Annotated in this window: 16 protein-coding genes; 12 read left to right on the top strand and 4 right to left on the bottom strand. The window is 58.3% G+C overall.

The genetic code is table 11. The features are described from left to right. Positions 1-172: 172 nt before the first annotated feature. The 6 genes from LAP85_04420 to LAP85_04445 all read left to right on the top strand — a co-directional run bounded on the left by LAP85_04420 (position 173) and on the right by LAP85_04445 (position 6,596). Positions 173-1,267, top strand: coding sequence for a mandelate racemase/muconate lactonizing enzyme family protein (locus LAP85_04420; GenBank protein ID MBZ5495623.1), 1,095 nt, complete (start codon positions 173-175; stop codon positions 1,265-1,267). Positions 1,268-1,307: 40 nt separating this feature from the next. After that, positions 1,308-2,345, top strand: coding sequence for an aldose 1-epimerase (locus LAP85_04425; GenBank protein ID MBZ5495624.1), 1,038 nt, complete (start codon positions 1,308-1,310; stop codon positions 2,343-2,345). An 85-nt stretch (positions 2,346-2,430) separates the two neighbouring features. After that, positions 2,431-3,597, top strand: a complete 1,167-nt coding sequence (locus tag LAP85_04430; protein MBZ5495625.1) for a DUF362 domain-containing protein — start codon at positions 2,431-2,433, stop codon at positions 3,595-3,597. A 24-nt stretch (positions 3,598-3,621) separates the two neighbouring features. After that, positions 3,622-4,791: an aldo/keto reductase gene (locus LAP85_04435; GenBank protein MBZ5495626.1), complete on the top strand. Its 1,170-nt coding sequence runs from the start codon at positions 3,622-3,624 to the stop codon at positions 4,789-4,791. Further along, the gene (locus LAP85_04440; protein MBZ5495627.1) at positions 4,788-5,621 is read left to right on the top strand and encodes a hypothetical protein; all 834 of its coding nucleotides are present in this window, start codon (positions 4,788-4,790) and stop codon (positions 5,619-5,621) included. Before LAP85_04435 ends, LAP85_04440 begins: the two co-directional genes overlap by 4 nt. Positions 5,622-5,654: 33 nt before the next feature. Further along, a complete protein-coding gene (locus LAP85_04445) occupies positions 5,655-6,596 on the top strand; it encodes a dimethylmenaquinone methyltransferase (protein MBZ5495628.1) in 942 nt (313 codons plus the stop codon). Between the two features lie 7 nt (positions 6,597-6,603). Here LAP85_04445 and LAP85_04450 read toward each other — a convergent pair whose 3' ends face one another. Both LAP85_04450 and LAP85_04455 read right to left on the bottom strand, forming a co-directional pair. Then, positions 6,604-7,491, bottom strand: coding sequence for a fumarylacetoacetate hydrolase family protein (locus tag LAP85_04450; protein MBZ5495629.1), 888 nt, complete (start codon positions 7,489-7,491; stop codon positions 6,604-6,606). Positions 7,492-7,514: 23 nt separating this feature from the next. Further along, positions 7,515-8,966 (bottom strand): aldehyde dehydrogenase family protein, encoded by a 1,452-nt coding sequence (locus tag LAP85_04455; GenBank protein ID MBZ5495630.1) that lies wholly within the window; start codon positions 8,964-8,966, stop codon positions 7,515-7,517. A 306-nt stretch (positions 8,967-9,272) separates the two neighbouring features. On the opposite strand from LAP85_04455, the gene LAP85_04460 reads away from it, so the two are divergent. From LAP85_04460 to LAP85_04470, 3 genes are all read left to right on the top strand, one after another. Beyond that, on the top strand, positions 9,273-11,123 hold the full coding sequence (locus tag LAP85_04460) for a right-handed parallel beta-helix repeat-containing protein (GenBank protein ID MBZ5495631.1): 1,851 nt from the start codon (positions 9,273-9,275) through the stop codon (positions 11,121-11,123). A 658-nt stretch (positions 11,124-11,781) separates the two neighbouring features. Beyond that, on the top strand, positions 11,782-12,942 hold the full coding sequence (locus tag LAP85_04465; protein ID MBZ5495632.1) for a Gfo/Idh/MocA family oxidoreductase: 1,161 nt from the start codon (positions 11,782-11,784) through the stop codon (positions 12,940-12,942). Between the two features lie 45 nt (positions 12,943-12,987). Beyond that, complete coding sequence (locus tag LAP85_04470) at positions 12,988-14,379, top strand: Gfo/Idh/MocA family oxidoreductase (protein ID MBZ5495633.1); 1,392 nt, start codon at positions 12,988-12,990, stop codon at positions 14,377-14,379. 160 nt (positions 14,380-14,539) lie between these two features. Here the strand turns inward: LAP85_04470 and LAP85_04475 are convergent, their stop codons facing one another. Continuing rightward, positions 14,540-15,577 (bottom strand): MBL fold metallo-hydrolase, encoded by a 1,038-nt coding sequence (locus tag LAP85_04475; GenBank protein MBZ5495634.1) that lies wholly within the window; start codon positions 15,575-15,577, stop codon positions 14,540-14,542. Between the two features lie 265 nt (positions 15,578-15,842). After that, complete coding sequence (locus tag LAP85_04480) at positions 15,843-16,421, bottom strand: malectin (protein ID MBZ5495635.1); 579 nt, start codon at positions 16,419-16,421, stop codon at positions 15,843-15,845. A 194-nt stretch (positions 16,422-16,615) separates the two neighbouring features. On the opposite strand from LAP85_04480, the gene LAP85_04485 reads away from it, so the two are divergent. The 3 genes from LAP85_04485 (at position 16,616) to LAP85_04495 (ending at position 21,654) form a co-directional block, all read left to right on the top strand. Continuing rightward, positions 16,616-17,692 carry a hypothetical protein gene (locus LAP85_04485; protein ID MBZ5495636.1) on the top strand — a complete coding sequence of 359 codons (1,077 nt, stop codon included), beginning with the start codon at positions 16,616-16,618 and terminating at the stop codon, positions 17,690-17,692. Positions 17,693-17,815: 123 nt separating this feature from the next. Further along, positions 17,816-19,825 (top strand): DUF4038 domain-containing protein, encoded by a 2,010-nt coding sequence (locus LAP85_04490; GenBank protein ID MBZ5495637.1) that lies wholly within the window; start codon positions 17,816-17,818, stop codon positions 19,823-19,825. A 215-nt stretch (positions 19,826-20,040) separates the two neighbouring features. Then, positions 20,041-21,654 (top strand): alpha-N-arabinofuranosidase, encoded by a 1,614-nt coding sequence (locus LAP85_04495; GenBank protein MBZ5495638.1) that lies wholly within the window; start codon positions 20,041-20,043, stop codon positions 21,652-21,654. The last annotated feature ends 78 nt before the right edge of the window (positions 21,655-21,732 follow it).

Raw genomic sequence — 21,732 nt, forward strand, 5'->3', positions numbered from 1 at the left:
CGGGAGAACCCAAATGAAGACAAATCGCCGCGCTTTTGTGAAAACGCTGGCCACCGCAGGAATCAGCGCCACCGTTCTGCCGGATGCAGGGCCCGCCGCAGCCCGGCAGTACTTGCCGCCTGTCGTCGGCGGATCGACGTCTAACGTGTCCGCACTCGGACGCAAGACCGGACTGAAGATCAAGAGCATCGAGAGTTTCACCCAGGGGACGAACCTCGGGATCGTGCGCGTCCGCAACGATGACGGATCGGAGGGATACGGTCAACTTTCGCCCTATGATGTCGATATCTCTGCCACAGTATTGCACAGGAAGATCGCATCGTTGGCGCTGGGCAGGGACCCGGCCGATCTGAACACGCTCGTCGACCAGTGCATCGAGGAGAACTACAAATATCCATGGTCCTTCATCTGCCGTGCGTTGACAGGCCTGGACACGGCCATCTGGGACCTGCTCGGCAAACGAGAGCGCAAGAGTGTATGTGAACTGCTGGGAGGGAAGCCCGGACCTTTCCCGGCTTACGGTTCCAGCATGAGCCGTACCATCAAGCCGGAGGAGGAAGCACAACGCCTGCTGCGGCTGCGGGACAGCCAGGGATTCATGGCTTTCAAGGTCCGGCTCGGAAAGGTGAACGGGCACGACGAAGATCAGTGGCCCGGGCGCACGGAAGCCCTCATCCCGGCGGTGCGCAAGGCGCTGGGAGCCGGAGTCACGTTTCTGGGCGACGGCAACAGCTGCTTCACCCCGCCCAAGGCTATTCAGGTGGGCCGGATGCTCGAGCAGCACGATTTCGGGCATTTTGAAGAACCCTGTCCTTATTGGGAACTCGAGTGGACGGCTCAGGTCGCAGAGGCTCTGAAGATCCCGGTTGCGGGAGGCGAACAGGACAACGACCTCGCCCAGTGGCAGCGCATGATCCGCATGCGCGCGGTGGATATCGTCCAACCGGACATCTGCTACATCGGCGGACTCACCCGGGCGCTCCGCGTAGCCGCGATGGCGGAAATGGCGGGGCTCAAGTGCGTGCCGCACTCCGCGAATCTTTCCATGGTCACGGTTTTTGCCCTACATATGATGGGCGCCATTGCCAATGCAGGGCCGCACGTGGAGTTCACAATCGAGAACGACCCATGGACAAAGGACCTTTACCAGCCGGCGCTGCAGGTGCGCGACGGCAAAGTCGCAATCCCCGCCGGTCCCGGCTGGGGGGTCACCATCAATCCGGAATGGCTGAATAAAGCGAAGCGTGAGATCAGCGATCGCTCCTGAGGCGATCTGATCGACAAGTTCGTGGATATCGGGAGAACTTATGTATTCCACAATCCTGTATCTTCTTTTCTTAGTGCCCCTCGTGATGCAAGCCAGTAATTATTCCGCACAGCAGGTCACGATCGACGGCATCGAGGTGATCCAGCTTAAGGACAACGCGCACAAGATCGAGGTTTCCGTTGTGCCGTCGCTCGGCAACAACGCTTACGAGATCAAGGCGAACGGCAAGCACGTCCTTTGGTCGCCGTATCAGAATCTCAAGGAGTTTGCTGACAAGCCGGTTATGCTGGGCAATCCGCTGCTGGCCCCGTGGGCAAACCGGATCCAAGGGGATGGATATTGGGCCAATGGAAAAAGATTCCTGCTGAATCCGGAACTCAAAAACTACCGCTACGATGGCAACAAGAATCCGATGCACGGCCTGCTGGTCTATGCACGGGAATGGAAGGTGATCCGCATTCAGGCCGACGGCCGATCGGCCACCGTGACCTCCCGCCTGGAGTTCTGGCGCCGGCCGGACTGGATGGCCCAATTCCCCTTCGCGCACAACATCGAGGTGACCTACCGCCTGATGGATGGCGCCCTGGAAGTGGAAACCGCAGTTGAAAACCTGTCTTCGGATTCCATGCCGCTCTCGCTGGGCTACCACACCTACTACCAGATCGAAGATTTGCCGCGCGACGACTGCAGGATTCATGTGCCGGCACGAAGCCAGGTGATGGTCTCGGATGCGCTCATTCCGACCGGAGAGATGAGGCCGGCAACACTGTCCGATCCTCAACCGCTGCGCGGCCAGGCCCTCGACACCGGATTCACCGACCTCGTGCGAGACGCCGCAGGCCACGCCGAGTTCTGGGTGCAGGGGAAACAACAGAAGATCAGGATCGTCTTCGGCGCAAAATACGATGTCGCGGTCATATACTCCCCGCCGGGACGCAATTTTATCTGTTTTGAGCCCATGGTCGGCACGACCAATGTCTTCAACCTGGCGCATGCGGGGCTGTTCAGGGACCTGCAGAGTATCCCGCCGGGCGGTTCCTGGAAGGAGAGCTTTTGGATCATCCCGGAAGGGTACTAGTCCGAAAATGCGGTTCACTGTTCGTTGACAGCGGGGCCGATCAACATTTATAAGTGTGCAGCATCCATCGCAAAGGAGAACCATCATGTCCGGGCTTTTTTCACGCAGGAGTCTATTTCATCTGGCAGGATTAGCGGCAGGATCCATGCTTGGGAGCCGCTACGCCTGGGCAAGCCGGCAGCAGCCCAAGACTCAAACAGCAAGGCCGTTCGGCGACACCGGCCGCACGCCGCGGGGGCACCCCGATCCGTTCCCGGCAGTAGCCACGCGTTCCAGCGTATCGCTTGTCCACGGTGACGACCGCCGCAAGAACGTTTATGAAGCCCTGATGGCAATCGACGAGCAGATCAAGCCGAAGCTAAAAAGTAAGAAGTACGTAGTAATCAAGCCTAACAACGTTGCAACCAACAATCAGCTGGCGGCCACACACGCGGATGCGTTGCGCGGCATTCTCGATTACCTCGAACGACGCTTCAAAGGTCCCGTCATCATCGCGGAATCTTCGGCCGGCAACACCATGACGGGATTCGAATTCTTCAAATACCCCGCGTTGACCAAGGAGTACGGGAAAGTCAGCCTCCTGGACCTGAACGAAGAGGGGCAGTATGTGCTTCTGCCGCTGATCGATTACGACATCCACGTCGTGCCGGTGAGGCTGGCGGCGCGGTTGGTCGACCCGGAAGCTTTCATTTTCAGCGCAGCATGCTTGAAGACGCACAACATGGCTGTGGTCACGCTGTCCATCAAGAATATGGTATTGGGTGCGCCGCTTCACCAGGGTCCCAAAGATACCCGGCGGTGGAACGACAAGCGGCGGTATCACGTCGGAATCCGTCAGGGCATCTATAACATGTATCTGACGGCGCAGAGACTGCAGGCGCACTGGGGCGTAGCCGTCATCGACGGCTACGAAGGCATGGAAGGTAACGGGCCCGCTTCGGGAACACCCGTCCCCTCTCGTGTCGCCATCGCTTCCACCGATTTCGTGGCGGCGGACCGCGTCGGCGCGGAAGTGATGGGAGTCGACCCGGAGTGGCTTGGCTGGCTGAAATATTGCGGCGAAGTCGGCATCGGGCAATGGGACCTGTCCAGGATCGACATCCGCGGCGCCCAGTTCGCATCCGTTCAGAAGAAATACCGTCTCCATTCGGACGTCGATCTGATGCTTCAGTGGAGAGGCCCGATGGAGGAGTTGCCCTTGAACCTCGGCTGGGTGACACCGATTTCCGATCACTATCTGGTTGATGCTTAAAGAGCAAGGAGAAAAGGGGGGTATATGAACGACAAGGCATCGCGCAGGAATTTCCTGGTGACCGCTGGTATGGCACTCCCGGCTGCGGCCATGGCATCAACCTCAAAAACGCGACCGAAAGACACCATGCCACTTCTGGCATCGCCTGCCGGGCTGAGTTATCGCGTTTTAGGCAAGACAGGTCTGAAGGTGACGAGTGTCGGATTTGGCTGCATGATCACTTCCGATCCGAGCGTGATTGAACGAGGAGCCGACCTCGGCATCACCTATTTCGATACGGCGCGGAGCTACCAAAACGGCAACAATGAGCGCATGGTAGGGGCGGCCCTGAAGGCGAAGAGGAGGGATCTCGTTCTATCCACCAAGACCGGGGCCAGAACGAAGGAAGAAGCGCTGCAGCATCTGGACACAAGCCTGACCGAACTGGGAACGGATCATGTTGATATCTGGTATCTGCACGGCAAAAGCAGGCCGGAAGATCTGTCCGACGGGCTTCTGGAAGCGCAGCAGATCGCCAAAAAAGCCGGCAAGACACGATTCATCGGAGTGAGCACTCACTCAGGCCAGCCCGCGCTGTTCCCGGCGGTGATCGAAAAGCTGCCTCATTTCGATGTGATTCTCACCTCCTACAACTTCAGCATGGATCCCGGAATGGACGCGGTCATCGAGTCGGCCATAAAGCAGGGGCTGGGCATTGTGGCGATGAAGGTCATGGCCGGCGGCTTCCGCACCGCCAAGCCGGGTCAAAAGCTGTACGATACCCTGAAGCGCGACGGCGCCATGCTGGCCGCGCTGAAGTGGGTTCTGAAAAACAAGAATGTAGGCACCACAATTCCCAGCATCACCGACATGGAGCAGCTGGATGAGAACATGAAGGCCATGACGGTGCCTTTCTCAGATGCCGACCAGAAAATCCTATTTGCCCAACTGGAATACATCCGGCCGCTGTACTGCCGCACCTGCGGCAGCTGCGCCGGCCAGTGTCCCAAAGGCCTGCCGGTGTCCGACATGCTCCGCTACCTGAGCTATTCAGAGGGTTATGGAGAATTTCAGCTTGCTCGTGAAAGCTTCCTTGCGCTTCCATCGGACGTGAGGGATGTGCGCTGCAAGGATTGCGGTACCTGCACCATCCGTTGCCCGAATGGAGTCCGAGTGGCGGAACGGCTGCAAACTGCACAGGAGCTGTTCGCATGAAAATCGCAATGATTGCGGCCGGCGTCTTGATGTTCGTCGGCACGGCGGCGGCTCAACTGCCGCCGTGCACGGCAGTCCCGGGATGGACACAGCAAGGTCCAGCCCGGAGCTTTGGGCCCGACAATCTCTTTGACTACATGGATGGCAACGCCGAGGCGTATCTCCTGTATCATTTCGTCGGGATGAAGGGGATCAGCTGCCAGTCCGGAGATGCCACGCTCAATATCGATGTCTCCGAAATGGAAGACGCCGAGTTCGCATACGGGATGTTCACCTCCACCCGCGATCCCCGGCTGCCGACTGAAAAGATCGGCGCATCGGGCCAGATCACACCGAGGAAGGGGTTTTTCGTCAAGGACAAGTATTACGTCGAAATCTCCGCCAATCCGGAAAAAGACTTCAGCGCAACACTCCGGGCATTCCTTTCTGTTATTGAAAAGAACATACAGGGGCGGTCGACCCTGCCAGACGCCATCGGGTGGTTCCCAACGGAAAACCTGATTTCGGACTCGATACGGTTGGTGCCGGAGAGCGTACTGGGACTGCGATTGCTGAAGACCGGGTATGTCGCGCAATACCAGTCGGGCAAGGGCTTTCTTGTCCGCGAATCATCCCCTGAATCCGCTGCTCAGGTGTTCGCCAAACTGAAGGAGCGCTTCGGACAAACCACGCCGGTCCGGATCGCCGAGGAGGCGTTCACGGCGACGGACAAGTACCTGAACGGGATGTGCGTTTTCCGGAAAGGGAGTTTCGTCGGCGGATTCGCCAATCTGCCGTCAGGGAACAACGGCGTTGCGGAAACGGAAAAGCTCGCCGCAAGTGTCAAATGATGCGTAAATGAAACGGATCCGGAGGTTATGGCTATGTGGAGACTGCAAATAAGGATCGTTGCTGCCTTGTGGGCGGTTTTTGTTTTCACCTCGCCTGCCTTGGCACAGATCAACTCCCTGACCCGTGAGGAGATGATCAAGTACACCGCACAGAATCCGTTCGACCGCTTTCCCGACGGCAGGCCCAAGGTTCCGGATGCGCTGCTCAAGGAGTTCAACAACATGTCGTCGGAAGAGGTCATGGGAGCGGGACGCGGCGCCGGTCCTGCCGGGGCCCGCGTCACGTTCGTGTCCGGCTTCCAGGTTTTGAATCCGGGCAGGAAGCTCATCGGGCGGGCCGTTACGCTGCAATTGATGCCCACACGGCCGGATGTGGCCGGTCCGGATGCAGAAGACTGGAAGAAGAAGGGGAATGCGACTCCGCTCAACCATCAATCCGCGCTTGATGTGCTTCAGGCCGGCGATGTGATCGTCATTGATGCCGGAGGAAACATCAACGCCGGCGGGATCATTGGTGATAACCTTGCTTACTACATCTGGAAGAAGACGGGGGCGGGATTTGTCATCGACGGCGCCATCCGTGACCTTGAAGGTATCGCATCGTTTGGCATGGCCGGTTATTTCAGAGCCGCGGTTCCGCCGGCGATCCAGGGCCTCATGGTGACGGGCATTAACGTGCCGGTGCGGATCGGCAACGCGACCGTTATGCCGGGCGATGTGGTTTTCGGGGATCGCGAGGGGGTCAACTTCATTCCGCCACAGTCGGTCCAGGCTCTCGTCGACAATGCCATCATCACGCACATTCACGACGAGTGGACCAGAATGAAATTCGACCAGAACAAGTACAAATCAACGGACATCTACAGCAGCCCGAAAGATCCCGCGCTGATCCAGGAATACGAGGAGTTCCTGAAGCAGAAACTGGGCCCCGCCAAGTACGAAGAGTACCGGAAGCGCAAGGAAGGAAAGCAGTAATCCCGCCTTAGGCCACGGGATTGCGGAGGGTGCCGATTTCCGGGACCGTGATTTCTACAATATCTCCGCTCTGAAGTGTAAAACTGTCGGGCGGCACCAGGCCGGTGCCCGTCATCAGCAGGACGCCGTCTGGGAATTCCTGTTCGCGAAAGAGATACTCGATCAGCTCGTCGAAGTTTCGCTTCATCTTTGCGATCGATGTTTTTCCCTCGAAAACAATGGTGCCGCCGCGGCTGATCTGGAGCCGGATGGTGAGCGCACGCGCATCCTTGACTGCCCCGGCCGGCACTATTGCTGGGCCAAGCGCGCAACATCCTTTGTAGACTTTGGCCTGTGGCAGGTAGAGCGGATTTTCCCCTTCAATGTCGCGCGAACTCATGTCGTTGCCGATCGTAAATCCTGCCAGGGTGCCCCTGCCGTTGACTACCAGCACGAGTTCAGGCTCGGGAACATTCCAGCTGGAATCGCGGCGTATTCGGACCGGCTCATGGGGAGCCGAAACGCGATGAGCCGTCGCCTTGAAAAAGAGTTCCGGCCGCGCCGCATGATACACCTTGTCGTAAAATGATCCGCCTTCAGGGCTTTCTCCCATGCGGGCATCACGGCTGCGCAGGTACGTCACGCCAGCGGCCCAGACCTCCTGCCTCGTAATGGGTGCGAGAAGGTGTGGCATATCGGGTCCCGCCGGCCGGTCCAGTTCCGACCAGGAGCAGCAGGGTCTGCCGGCTTTGGGAAAAACGTTGCGGAGTTCCTCTGCCAGGTCCTCGGAATGAACGAGCCTTGTGAATGATCCATACCGATCTGCATCGACGGCACTCAGATCGTAAACTTCATCTCCCACAGCCAAACCCACGGCAGTGCTTCGATCCGGCCTCCAGAAGCGGCAGAGTTTCATGATCAGCCCTCAGTCTTTAGGTCTCAAAGTCCTGCCCGGTCCATGTAAACGCTCCGGATACTTGTGAAGAACTCCAGTGCGGCGCGCCCCTGTTCGCGCGAATGGGAGGACGATTCTTTCATTCCGCCGAAGGGGACCTGGGGCTCGATCCCGGCGGTTTCGCTGTTGACCTTCACGACCCCGGCCTCGATCCTGCCCACATAATCCTGCATCGCATTCAGATCACGCGTGAAGATCGAAGCCGAGAGTCCGAAACGGACCCGGTTCGCGAGAGCGATCGCTTCGTCCAGGTTCCGGGCACGCATAATTGCCAGCACCGGGCCGAAGATTTCCTCCTGTGCCAGGTACGAATCGGCCGGAACATCGGCAAAAACGGTCGGCTCGACGTAGAAACCGTGAGCGTAGGTTTCTCCGGCCGGGACACCGCCGCCGCACAGCAGGCGCGCCTCGGCCCTCCCTTTTTCAATCGCGTTCAGAATGCTCCGATGCTGCTCTTCGGAAACAACGGGCGGAACGAAATTGCCCTCATCTGTTCCTGGCCCGACTTTCAGAGCCTTGGTTTTGCCCAGCAGGTTTTCAACAAACGCGTCGTAGATTCCCTCGAGCACAATGGCGCGTGATGTTGCCGTGCACTTCTGGCCGGCGTAGCCGAAAGCGCCGCGCAGGGTCAAGGTCGCCGCCTGCTCCAGGTCGCAGTCCGGCATTACGATAACGGGATTCTTACCACCCATTTCCAGCTGAAACTTAGCCCCCCGTTCCGCGGCCCAGGCTCCGATCCTTCGGCCGATTGGATTGGAACCCGTGAACGTGATGCCGTGAACCTTAGGATTCTTGACCAGTTCGTCGCCAATGACCGATCCCACGCCGGTGACCAGGTTCAGCACCCCCTGCGGGATTCCACTCTCTTCGAAGATTCCGGCGATGAGCACGCCGCAATGAGGGGTTGCGCTCGCCGGCTTGAGCACGACCGTGTTGCCGTAAACCAATGCCGGGGCCATCTTCCAGATGGGGATGGCTATCGGGAAATTCCAGGGGGTGATGACACTCACGACCCCGAGAGGCACGCGGGTCGTGTAGACGAAAGTGCGCGGATTCACCGAAGGGATGACATCACCGCACGGGCGCACACCCTCGGCCGCATAAAACCGAAGCAGGGCGACACCTCGAGCCGTTTCGCCGCGCGCTTCCGCGATGGTCTTTCCGTTTTCCCGCACCATCGCTTGAGCGACTTCCTCAAGCCTGCGCTGGAGAATGTCGGCGGCCTTGCGCAGAAACTCGCCGCGCGCAAAGCCCGAGAGCGCTTTCCAGGCCGGCAGTGCGGCTTCGCCGGCATCGATGGCTCGGCGCACATCTTCGACGTCCGACGCCGCAAACCTGCCGATCACGTCGCGCGTATCTGCCGGATTCGTCGAGCTGAATGAATTGCGCGCCGCTGCCCATTTGCCGTCAATATAATTCCCGCATGTGTCGGTCATATGTTATCCCTCATGCTTGACGCCCGCTTGAATCGCCGGCTCCGGCGGTCTTCCCGGGAGGCAAGCACTCATCTGACGGATCAATATGGCGTCATGATCCGGAAACGACAGGAGAGGCGCAATTATAAGCCTGTTTCAGGATTTCGGGAACCATTCTACTGCAAATCTCAGCGCAGGATTGAACCGAAATCCGTTTCTGCACTGTGGCGCTCCGGCGGTCTCCGCGTGAAATGCACGCAGCTGGGGGTGTATAGTGTCTGCTGGCTTCTCGGCGATGTGCCATTCACCGTTTACCAAGGACACAAAATGCGGCTTTATTACGGTAAGGCGCGATGGTTTCATCACTTTCTCTTTTTCTTTTTTCCTCTGATAGCTGCCGCAACCGGATACGCGCAGCCCTCCGGCGGACCCTACGGTCCGGTTCACCGGCGCTATGAGATCCCGAAAGCGGCGCACGTCTATTTCGTCGCGCCCGACGCAAAGGGCGACGCCCCCGGTACGACGCTGGAGCAGCCGACAATGCTGGAGGCAGCCATCGAGCGAGTCGTCACCGGCGATGCAATCATAATGCGCGGGGGTGTCTACCGCACGGGCGGCCTGATTCTCAACCAGGGCATCACGCTGCAGCCATACTCTGACGAACGGCCCATCCTGAAAGGCACGCAAGTGGCGACGACGTGGGTGGCGCTGCGCAACAACGTCTGGAGGACTTCGTGGGCACGGCTGTTCCCGGCCGCGCCCCTTGGCTGGTGGCAGCGCGACCGCGAGGGCATGCGGACGCCTCTGCACCGGTTCAACAACGACATGGTGTTCGTGGATGGTGAACTGCTGAGGTCGGCAGGTTGGGAAGGAGAACTCGACGCGCACTCGTTCTACATCGACTACCAGAACGCCCAGGTGTACATCGGCGTCGATCCCACCAACAAGCTGGTGGAGATCACCGCATTCGATAGCGCGCTGGTTCGAACGAGTGCTCCGGCTCACGGAAAGACATCGGATCGCAAGGGCCCGGTTATCCGCGGCATCACGTTCACGCAATACGCCTACCGCGCGCTGGAGGTGGAGGGCAAAAAACACTTCACGGTTGCAGACGAGCCTACTGACGAACCCGTGGGCCCATCCGATCCTGCCACGTACGGCAAGGAGGTGGTGGGCACGGTGCTCGAAAACGTGACGATCACTTACTGCTCGCGCGTGGCCGGCTACTTCCGAGGGGACGGCCTCATCGTTCGGAACTGCCTGGTCAGCGATACGAGCACGGAAGGGATCTACGTCATCGGGTCGTCCGACGTCCTCCTGGAGAGGAACATCATCCGGCGGAACAACATCGAGCAGCTCACCGGCTACTACCCGGCAGCGGTCAAGATCTTCAACCAGTCGCACCGCGTCACCTGCCGCGACAACCTGGTGATCGAGCAACCTTACTCGAACGGCATCTGGTATGACGTCGGCAACCGCGACGGCGTATTCGTGAACAACCGGATCGAGGGGGCGATCGACGGCTTCTTCTTCGAGATCTCACGCGGCGTGACCGTCGCGGGCAATGTCTTCGTCCGCTGCAACAAGGGTGTCCGGGTGTTGAACTCCGCCGACGCGCGCGTGTACAACAACACGTTCGTGGATACGCCGGCGTCTTTCGAGCGCAATGAGCGGAGCGCAACGGGCGACCATTTCGGCTGGCATCCCGCCACCGGTCCGGACGTGGACCAGCGCGAAGGCCATGTGTTCGTGAACAATCTGCTGGTCGCGAGCGACGCGTATCGCGGGCCGATGCTGCGATTCGAACAGCCGAGGTCGCTGTGCGCGAAGCTCCCGCGCCCACAGGCAAAGGAGATTGACGGCAATGTCTACGTGCGCGCGACGGCGACGGACGCGCAGCCTCTTATCCTATGGAGCCCCGCGGCTTCGGACAGCTGCGTCTCCACGCTCGGATCGCTCGACGAATTCCGCAAGCTCGTGCCCGCATTCGAGGCCCTGGGTCAGCAGTTCGACCGAACGCCCCGCTCGATCTTCCGCAGCCCGGAATTGGGCCGCTACGAGCTGCTGCAGGCCCTTCCGGGAACGAGGAAGCCGCTCCCTGCGGACATCCGCAAGCTCCTCAACTGGAGTGACGAGGTGGCGCAATCGCCGGGGGCGTACCCGTTACTGCTGAAGTAGCTCGTCGCACCCGACCCCGTGAAATGCCATTGGAAGGGCCGAGATGCCCTCCGGGACTCAGCAGGTTTTACACATCTGAAACTGGATCATGAGCGGAATGTTCTAATAGCTCGTGATCTTGCCGAAGCCAGAGCCAGTCGGACCATGTCCGGGCCTGCCAGCACCTGGTAATTGAACGCATTGAGAAATTCAATCCGCAACAGCAGCTTGACGCTTTCTCGAATCGATATCTACTTCTACATGTCGGCATCCATTTGCGAGAGCGTCGGCTGGCGCAGAAGCTCAACCGGGTGGGAAACGCCCTTGCGTGATAGGCGGCGGGAGTCTGCGAGCTGGAGGTTACGAATGGATGAGGGGCGACAGAGTCAGATTGCCGGCGAGATCAGCCTCACGATCCCTTCCGCGATCTGAAAACTGTTGTGAACGGAAATGGAAGGTGTATATAAAAAGTCTCTAATCAGTGTCGTGAGACACCGTCCAAGCCCCGAAGGGATTGCAGGGTTATAGCCCCGGAGTAAGCCCGGGGGGAGGGTGGCCCTGGAAACGAGCCCTCAAGGGACCCGAACGGGCGACACAAAGTGATGGGAATCAAACATCTTACACCCCGCCCGGGGCTCCTTTCCGGGGCATGGCGCATACATCCGAAGGAGGTCGGCATATGGCAAAAAACGAGACCGATCGGCGCGAGTTCATGCAGGCAATTACGGGCCTCGCCATTATGACGAGGCAGCCAGCAGCGGCTTCCACTTCCCGCCCAGCGGGGCGGGTTGCCGGCGTGCCGGAAAGGCAAAACAAGGGCGTTTCACCCAGGATCCACTTTGCCGTCATCGGCGTCAACCATGCTCACATCAACAGCCAGGTGACAGCAGTAGTACGTGGGGGCGGAGAATTTGTCTCCTTTTATGCTCAGGAGCCGGACCTCGCCGCTGATTTCGGCAAGCGCTTTCCGCAGGCGAAGCCGGCCCGCAGCGAGAGCGAAATACTCGAGGATCGCGGCATCCATCTCGTGCTCAGTTCCATCATCCCGGACCAGCGGGCGCCGTTGGGAATCCGCGTAATGCAGCATGGGAAGGACTACATGGCGGACAAGCCGGGGATGACCACCCTCGAGCAGCTTGCCGAAGTCCGGCGCGTGCAGGCGCAAACGCGCCGGATCTTCTCCATTATGTACAGTGAGCGGTTTGAAAACCGGGCAACAGTCCGAGCAGGGGAACTGGTCAAAGCCGGCGCCATCGGCCCTGTTGTGCAGACCGTGGGGTTGGGGCCGCACCGCATCAGTCTCAGCCAACGTCCGCCTTGGTTCTTCGACCGGCAACGCTTCGGCGGGATCCTTTGCGATATTGCCTCGCATCAGGCCGATCAATTCCTGTTCTTTACGGGTTCAAAGAAAGCCGAGGTGGCTTTTTCTCAGGTTGGCAACGTGCACCATCCTCAGTATCCGGCATTCGAGGACTTTGGCGACCTAGTGTTACGCGGGGACGGCGGCACGGGCTACATCCGTGTCGATTGGTTCACGCCTGACGGGCTCTCGACATGGGGTGATGGACGGCTGACGGTTCTCGGCACCGAGGGCTTCATCGAAGTGCGCAAAAACGTGGACATCGCGGGGCGGCCCGGCGAAAGCCATCTCTTTCTCGTGGACAACAAGGGAACACGCTATATAGATTGCACAGATCAACAATTGCCGTACGGCGAGCAACTGGTCGGGGATGTTTTTAACAGGACGGAGACCGCCATGCTGCAGGAACACTGCTTCCTTGCCATGGAGCTCGTGCTCAAAGCGCAGAAAAACGCCCGGCAGTTTAATCTCAAGCTGTAGTTGACCGCAGTTCTCGACCGCTGTCGGCATCAGGGGGATAAGGCAATGATGGACAGACAAAGTCTGCCGCGCCGGGAGTTTATGAAAGCCGCGGGCAAAGGTCTGGGCGCTTCGTTCCTTTTGACTGTCGGTTTTCCCACTATCGTCCCGTCTTCGGTTTTCGGCTCCGGGGCGCCGAGCCGCCTTATCAATGTCGGGGTCATCGGCTCGGGCCGGATCGGACGCACCCACGACATGCCTGGCATCCTGAAGCACGACAAGATGGCGCGCATCACCGCGGTGTGCGATCTCGACACCGACCGGCTCGCCGAGGGCAAGCAGTTCCTTGAGGAGCAGTACGCGAAGAAGGGAATTTCGCTAAGCGTCCGCGCCTACCCGGACTATCGCGAGATGATTCAGAACAAAGAGTTGGATGCGATCGTCATCTGCACTCCAGACCACTGGCACGCCAAGCCCGCCATCGAAGCGGCGCAGGCCGGCAAAGATGTATACCTCGAGAAGCCGACTTCGCTTACGATCGCCGAAGGCCGCGCCATGAGCGATGCTATCATGCACACGGGCAGGATTTTCCAGATGGGCACCCAGCAGCGGTCCTGGGAGCAGTTCCGGATCGCGTGCGAGCTGGTGCGCAACGGCAGGATCGGCAAGCTCCACACGGTCAAGATTGGCTTGCCGGGTGACCCCGCGGGCAAAGTCGAGCCTGAAATGCCCATTCCCAAAAACCTGAACTATGAAATGTGGCTGGGATCGACCCCCTACGTCTATTACACCGAAAACCGCGTACATCCGCAGAAGGGATACGACCGTCCCGGCTGGCTGCGTTGCGAACAGTTCGGCGCCGGCATGATCACCGGCTGGGGCCACCATCACGTGGACATCGCGCATTGGGGCATGGACACGGAGTATTCAGGGCCTATCGAAATCAAGGCTACAGCCGAATTCCCCAGGAGTGGTTTATGGGATGTTCACGGGGACTTTCAGGTGGAAGCGCACTATGCAACCGGTGTGACCATGCTGATCAACGGCAGCTATCCGAACGGCATCCGCTTTGAGGGCTCGGATGGGTGGATCTTCGTGACCCGCGGCGAGTATAAGGTCACCCCCAGCGACCCCAAAAGCAACGCTGCCAATGGGCAGGCACTTTCTGCCAGCGATCCGAGGATCCTGAAGTCGCCGATCGGCCCTGACGAGATTCACCTGTACCGGAGCGCCGACCACCACCTCAATTGGCTGGAGTGCATACGAACCCGACAGGCGACAATTTGCCCGGTCGAGGTCGGTCACCGGGGCTGCACGACGTGCCTTCTCGGTCACATCGCAATGAAACTGCCTCGCAAGCTGTATTGGGATCCCGTGAGGGAGAGATTCAAGAACGATGACGAGGCCAACAGCCACCTCGCCCGCGCACAACGCTGGCCGTATCAGACAGGCTCATGATCACTTCGGAAAGGAGCGTTTCAGCCCGGATTCCGATATTGCTGATACTGAATCCGTGAAATCCGTGGCGTTTTTTTCGGTACTGTTGAACGGATCCGGTTGAAAAGCAATAACGCCACGGATTCCACGGATTTCACAGATCTTTTGAGGTTTTTGGAATTCAATTCGCCGGCGCTCGTTTTTTGAAGGTTCTGGAGACTCCGGTCCGACCGTTCGTTACGGTAAACGTTCCGCTCTTTTCCACCGATACCTTGATCCATTTTCCGTCCGGAGAGTCTCGCAGGTTGGCGATCCACTCGTCGGGCGGGTTGTCCTCGGGCGCGTTCTCGGACCAATGAAGCTGATAGGCAGCCGCCAGTCCCGGCGAAGATTTGACGGTTTTAAGAACAACCGGCGCGCCGGTTTTCCGCGCGCCGTTGTTCATGATGGTCACTCTCGGACGCACGGCGTGGATCAGGGCAGGCGAATTGGAGAGATCGTTGCCGTGATGGCTGACCATCAGCAGGTCCACCGTTCCGATTGGATTTATCGGGCACATCAGCTCGATTTCCTTGTTCCAGACCAGGTCAGCAAGGTCGAGCATGCGGAATTTCCCGAACGTGTACAGGAGGCCGACAGATGCCGCGTTTTCCGCTTTGTCCACCCTGTCGTTGGCCGGTTTCGCAGGCGAGCTCTGGCAGACAGGATTTACCGCGCCTCCGCCCTTCACTGCACTTTTGATTACTTGCGTTGCCGAGGTCACAACCAGCACATCCACACCTTGGAACGGGATTCTGTCGCCCGGTTTCACAATGATCCGTTTGGCCCTGGCTGCGACATCGAGGTAGGCGGCGACGGCCTTGGCGGTGTTTGGATCTCCCACAATCGGCGGGCCGTGATCGATAAAAGTGGCTACCGGGATCTTCGCAACCGTCGCGGGCACATTGTTGACGTGATCCAAGTCATAATGGGTCACGACCAGAAAATCGAGTTTCTTGACGCCGGCGGCCCGGACGGCTTCCACGATCCGGTTTGTATCGCGATCGTTGTTTCCGGGAAATCCCGTGTCCACCAGCATGCTCCGGCCTGCAGGAGAAACGATCAGCAGCGATTTCCCCCCCTCGGTATCTATGACGTAGATCTCCAGCGTTTTCGCTGCTTGCAGCAGCGCCGGAAACATCAGCAGAAGGAAAACAGAAAATAAATGGTCTTTTTTCATGGTCCCACCATCATTCTATCTTTCAAGGCACTTCACTTCGCATGGCTTTGGGCATCTCTGACATTTCTAAATTGACCTGCCGCAGCCGGCAAGGAAATTGTTGCGTTCATGAGACGCTCACTCCGCCAGGTTGGCTGCATTTGCTGCCTGTTCCAGTGTCAGTCGGGCGGCCGGCGATTCGGCCTGCGATGATCCAGCAGGCAACGGCGCGTGAGCCGAAGTATTCCGGCCAAAGCCTGCATTGAATCCTGACGGCCGGATGAAGCTACTTACGTGCCGGTAAAATCTCAATCCCGTTGATTTCCGGGTTTTCGATATTGGGGGTGAAGATGACGGTCAACTTACCGTTAGTTACGCTGACGTCGAAGGTCTTGACCAGGGCCTTGCCGAAGCCGACCTCGGCGAAGATATCAATATCCTTCAGTTCCTTGTCCTGAACCTTGACGGAGAAGACGCGCTGGCCCTTGTCCGCGATACCGTCGAAGGTTTCGGCGAAGTGGAGTTTAACCGTGTAATCGCCGTTGGGGAGGGCCTGGGTAAAGCGGGTCATGCTGTAGTGTTCCGTTCGATAAATGGGGGCCATGTCAGTACTGGCGATCGGAAGGTCACCTCGATCGATGGTGTTGCCGTCTTCTATGCCCGTATCGGGGGCCCAGACGTTGCCGCGGGGGTCGATGTAAGGCTCGAAGGCCCCGAAGTTTATGCGGATCGGCTTGAACACCTCGGTTCCTCCGGACGCGGCGGCGTCTGCCTGGCCGGCGCGGATGCTGCCGGCTGCCGCCAGGAGCAGGAACAGGGAAGTCAGAACGACACAGAGGCTACGAATGGAGTTGATCAAACGCATAAGAGACCTCGTTTTTCCGTGATATTTGGCGTCAAGTGTAATGCGGCGCGGCCACCGTTCGCAAGAGGTAGCTTAGGGGTCTGGCTTGGCGCTTGGCCGTGCTCTAGCGCATACTGCAGTACCAGTTATTATTCGGCGGCTCGGTGGAGGGATAAATGAAAACCCGTATTGTTCTTGTGGGCTTATCTTGTACTTTGGTTTTCGCCTCTGTACGGCAGGAAAATTGGGCAAGAACGCCCAACCCAGGGCAGACGACGGTGAGTATTCGCAGGGAGCAGTTCTTTATCAACGGAAAACCTACGTATGAGGGGCGGCAATGGAGAGGCTTTCGAATCGAGGGATTGCTCATGAATTCCCGGATGGTTCAGGGTATTTTCGATGACCTTAATCCTCAGACCGCAGGCAGATGGTCATATCCAGACACGGGAAAATGGGACCCGCAACGCAACGTCGATGAGTTTGTCGCAGCCATGCCCTTGTGGCGCAAGCATGGGTTGCTGGCCGTCACCGTCAATTTTCAGGGAGGATCGCCGGAAGGATATTCTAAAGGACAACCCTGGTTCAACACCGCCTTTGAGCCCGATGGTGCCATGCGCCCAGCCTATCAGGAGCGCATGAAAAAGATCCTCGATCAGGCCGACAGACTCGGGATGGTCGTGATCGTCGGATATTTCTATTTCGGCCAGGACGAACGTCTCACCGACGAGGCCGCGGTCATCAAAGCCGTGGACAATGCAAATCTCTGGCTGCTGAAGGGCGGTTGGCGTAACGTGCTGGTTGAGATCAACAACGAATGTGACGTCAGTTATGATCATGCAATCTTGAAACCTGCCCGGGTTCACGAACTGGTAAGCCGCGTGAAGAATCAGACGTACGACAACAGACACCTTCTCGCCAGCGTGTCTTATGGGGGAAACATATTGCCAGGCGAGGACATCGTCAATGTGGCGGATTTCATTCTGTTGCATGGCAACGGTGTAAAGGATCCGAAGCGTATCGCTGAAATGGTGCGACAGACGCGCGCAATCGCAGGGTATATGCCCAAGCCGATCATCTTCAACGAAGACGATCACTTCGACTTTGACAAGGCCGAAAACAACTTTGCCGCCGCAATCAGCGAGTATGCCTCATGGGGCTACTTTGATTACCGGTTCCAAGGAGAAGGCTACAACGAGGGAAATCAATCGATTCCCGTGAACTGGGGCATCAGTTCGGAACGAAAAAAGGGATTTTTCGCTCTGCTTGCTGAAATCACAGGAGCGGCGAAATGATGTGGGCCTGGATTGTCACTCTACGATCTGAACAAATTCGATTAATCAAATGCTCGTATCCCAATCCTCTACTTGTGATTAAGATTGTCTGTATCTGATCAGAAATCCAAGAAGGAGAGTGTAATGGCAACGTTCAAGCCGGCGGCATTACTTAAAAAGATGGAAAATGTCAAAGTATCCTTCATGTCACTGTCTGGTTCTTTGCCGCAAATCATGCCGCAAAACAATGATGAGGAGGCTCCATTCAAATGGGCGCGGCTGGCTACTTGGGTGGTTGGAGCCGTGGGGGTCTGGCTACTATTCTGCTGTGAATCGATCTCACCGGCCGAATCGAACATACACATCTGGGAACTGCACGAAATTGAATTGCACGCCTCAAAGTCCTATGCAAATCCCTATATTGATGTGGAGACCTGGGTGGAGTTTACCGGCCCCGGTTTCGCAAAGCGTGTGTACGGTTTCTGGGATGGAGGGGACTTGTATCGGGTGAGAATCGTCTCAACGGCTCCCGGGACGTGGAGTTGGATCAGCGGCTCCAACCAGCCGACTGACATGGGCCTGAACGGCAAGAGGGGCCGTTTCACTGCGCATGACTGGACAGATGAGGAGAAGCGAGCGAATCCCAACCGCCGCGGATTCCTGCGCCCAACCTCCAACGGCCACGCCCTGCAATATTCGGACGGCACTCCTTTTTTCCTGCTCGGCGACACCTGGCTCGGCGCGGCCACCTGGCGTCTGCCGCTGACGGACGCACCCGTGGAGCCGGCTTACGAAGCGGCGCCCGGCGTCACCTTCCAGCAGGCAGTGGCATGGCGGAAGCGACAGGGATTCAACTCGGTAAGCATGATCGCAGCCTTTCCGACCTGGGCATCAGATCAGTACCCGAACACCTATGCAGACAAGAAAGGCATTTTCTATCGTAATGCCTGGGAGGAATTTGGCGTGATGGTGCCGGGCGATAAGCCCACGGCGAAATCCATGCACGACGAGCGGGGCTACCGTCCCTTCGAGATCCTTCCCGACCGGGAGGGGCTGCCGGATTATGACCGGATCGTACCTCAATTCTTCCGGAGCCTCGACCGCAAGATGCAACTGCTGAACGAACAGGGATTCATCGCCATGCTTGAGACCGTCCGCCGCGACGTCGCCCCGCCGTGGAAGGCCTATTACAATTTCGACGAGTCGTTTTCGCGGTTCGTCGAGTACATGGTCGCGCGCTATGGTGCCTACAACCTGATCTTCAGTAAGATCCACTTCGATATCTACCTGCCCAACCTCAGCCTCACCGCCGATGAATTCAATCGGGCGTTGAATTATCACTATAAGAAATTCGGACCGATGCCGTTCGGCCAGCCGGTCACTTCCCTGATCGATCACGCCACCGATACGACATTCGGCACGGGCGAGAAAGCCTCGTGGATCACCATGCACAGCACCGGCAATAAGCCTCGTGATCATGGGATCTATACCGATATGGAGCGGCAGTTTCAGCTTTCTCCGGCGATGCCGACCGCCGACCTGGAACCGCACTATACGGGATGGGTGCACGGGAACAATGTGGTAAACGGAGAGCAGGCGGAACCCGGTTCAGATCGGGATAACTACTTCTCACGAGCCCAGATGTACGGGTGTGTACTTTCGGGTGGGTTGGCCGGTCACGTCCACGGGACGGGCGCTTATGACGTTACGAGTGCCTCGGAACCACGCGGGGGGCGGCCCTATTTCTGGGAGGCGCTGCGCTACCGTTCGGCCGAATACATGCGAGGGCTGGGCGACTTCATGCTCTCAGAAGGAACCCGCTACCGCGATCTCGAGCTCGCCTCTGATTCCCTGGAACCACGCAAGGCCACCGGCAGCTCAGAACAGGGATTGGACGGCTGGTCGTTCCTGATGCGTACACCCTCACGCGACTTGGGTTTCTTCTACTTCGAAAACCGGACAAAACAGCCGTTCACCTCGGGCTGGAAACCAAACACCCATTATCGTTTCACCTGGTTCGATCCTCGGACCGGCAGATGGGGCGAAACCATCGAACTCATCACTGACGACCGCGGTGTCATCAAGCTGCCGGCATTCCCCGGAAATGAAGCCGTAGCAAGTACAGACTGGGCGGCGAAAATCCTCGCCCGATGAAAGAAGCCCCAATCGCATCAGAAATCGGTACATGTCCGGGCCTCTCTCATTGCTGATTTCAATACCTTCAGTGCGCCGAGAGAGGACTGGCTGCGTTTTTCGCACACCAATGGCTTGCGCCGAGCCACATCCAATTTCACGATTCTAACCAACCGAAGAAGTGCTAGAATCGCCGCTGCATTCATCAATTTCTTATCCAAGGAGGACGCAGTTCCATGCGAACAAGACGGTACTTCTTGAAACACGCTTCTGTTGCGGGCGCCGCATTAGCCGCCGGCCGCTTGTTTGGCAGACTCGCCTCGGCGCAAACGGAAACATCGGTGACTCGGATATATGTCGATCCCGCGCAGAAAATCGCGCCTCTCGATCGGAAGATATTCGGATCTTTTGTCGAGCACCTCGGCCGCTCGGTGTACGGCGGAATTTACGAACCCGGCTCGAAGTTGTCCGACCTGGCGACCGGCTTCCGGAAGGACGTGCTGGAAGAAGTGAAAAAACTGCACGTCCCAATCATCCGCTATCCCGGAGGCAATTTCGTTTCGGGCTACAACTGGCTCGACGGCGTCGGACCGAAAGACAAGCGTCCTACCGTCTTGGACAGGGCATGGAACACCATCGAGCCGAACCAGTTCGGGACGAACGAATTTATGCAATGGTGCCGAGCCGTCAATGCCGAACCGCTGTTGGGATTGAACCTGGGAACCGGCACCGCCGATATGGCCGCCGCGCTCGTGGAGTACTGCAACCAGGAGAAAGGGACGAAGTGGAGCGAGCTGCGGCGCCAGCATGGCATCGAGAAGCCCCACAACGTCAAGTGGTGGTGCCTTGGCAATGAAATGGACGGCGGCTGGCAGATTGGCCATATGCCCGCGCGCGAATACGGCTTGAAGGCACGCGATTGCGCCAATCAAATGCGCATGGTCGATCCGTCCGTCCAGCTGGTTGCCTGCGGATCGAGCGGCCCACTGATGTCGACCTACCTCGAGTGGGACCGGGAGATGCTCGAAGAATGCTATGAACTGGTAGACGGGATTTCCCTCCACTGCTACTACCGCAACGACGCCGAGGAAACCGGCGCTGCCGGCGACACGGCTAAGTTTTTGACCTTCAATCTGGAAATGGAGAGCCAGATTGCAGAGGTGACCGGGGTCTGTGACTACGTACGCGCGCGCAAACGCTCCCGCAAGAAACTCTGGCTGTCGTTCGACGAATGGAACGTGTGGTATCGCGCTCGCGGAGGAGATGGCCAACGCAAACTGGCGCCGAAGCTGCTCGAAGAACCTTACAGCCTGGAAGACGCACTGCTGGTCGGCGGATTCCTAAACTCGTTGATGCGCTCCACCCAGCGCGTGAGGATCGCATGCCTGGCGCAGCTCGTGAACGTGATCGCACCGATCACAACTGGCCCGGACGGACTCTTTCTCCAAACGATTTACTACCCGTACGCGTGGGCCCTGCAGTGCGCGCGCGGCGATGTCCTCGACCTCGCGGTGGATTCGCCAACATACGATGTGCAGGGCATCGCTCCGGTACCGTACATCGACGCGTCGGCAACGATTGACAAGGGAGGCCCGGTGAGCCTCTTCATCTTGAATCGAGATTTGACCAAGCCGCGCGACGTGGAAATCGTTTGGCGGGAGGGGGCGCCGCAGCGCATCCTGTTCTCGCAGGTATTGACGGGGACAAATTTGAAGGCGTCGAACAGCTTGGAAAAACCGGAGAATGTGACGCCCCAGGCGTTTGAGCCAGGTAAGACCGGCGCGGGGAAAACGGTGCTCCAAGTCCCCGCTCGCTCCTACACCGTCATCCAGTGGGGTTCGCTCGCTTAAGAAAAGGGACGTGACTTCTTGCCACCGGGAAAGCAGCCGCACCTGTACAACCGCGTTGGCTTTGTGGACATTCCGACC

It is taken from the genome of Terriglobia bacterium (assembly GCA_020072565.1).
Classification (GTDB): Bacteria; Acidobacteriota; UBA6911; order UBA6911; family UBA6911; genus JAFNAG01.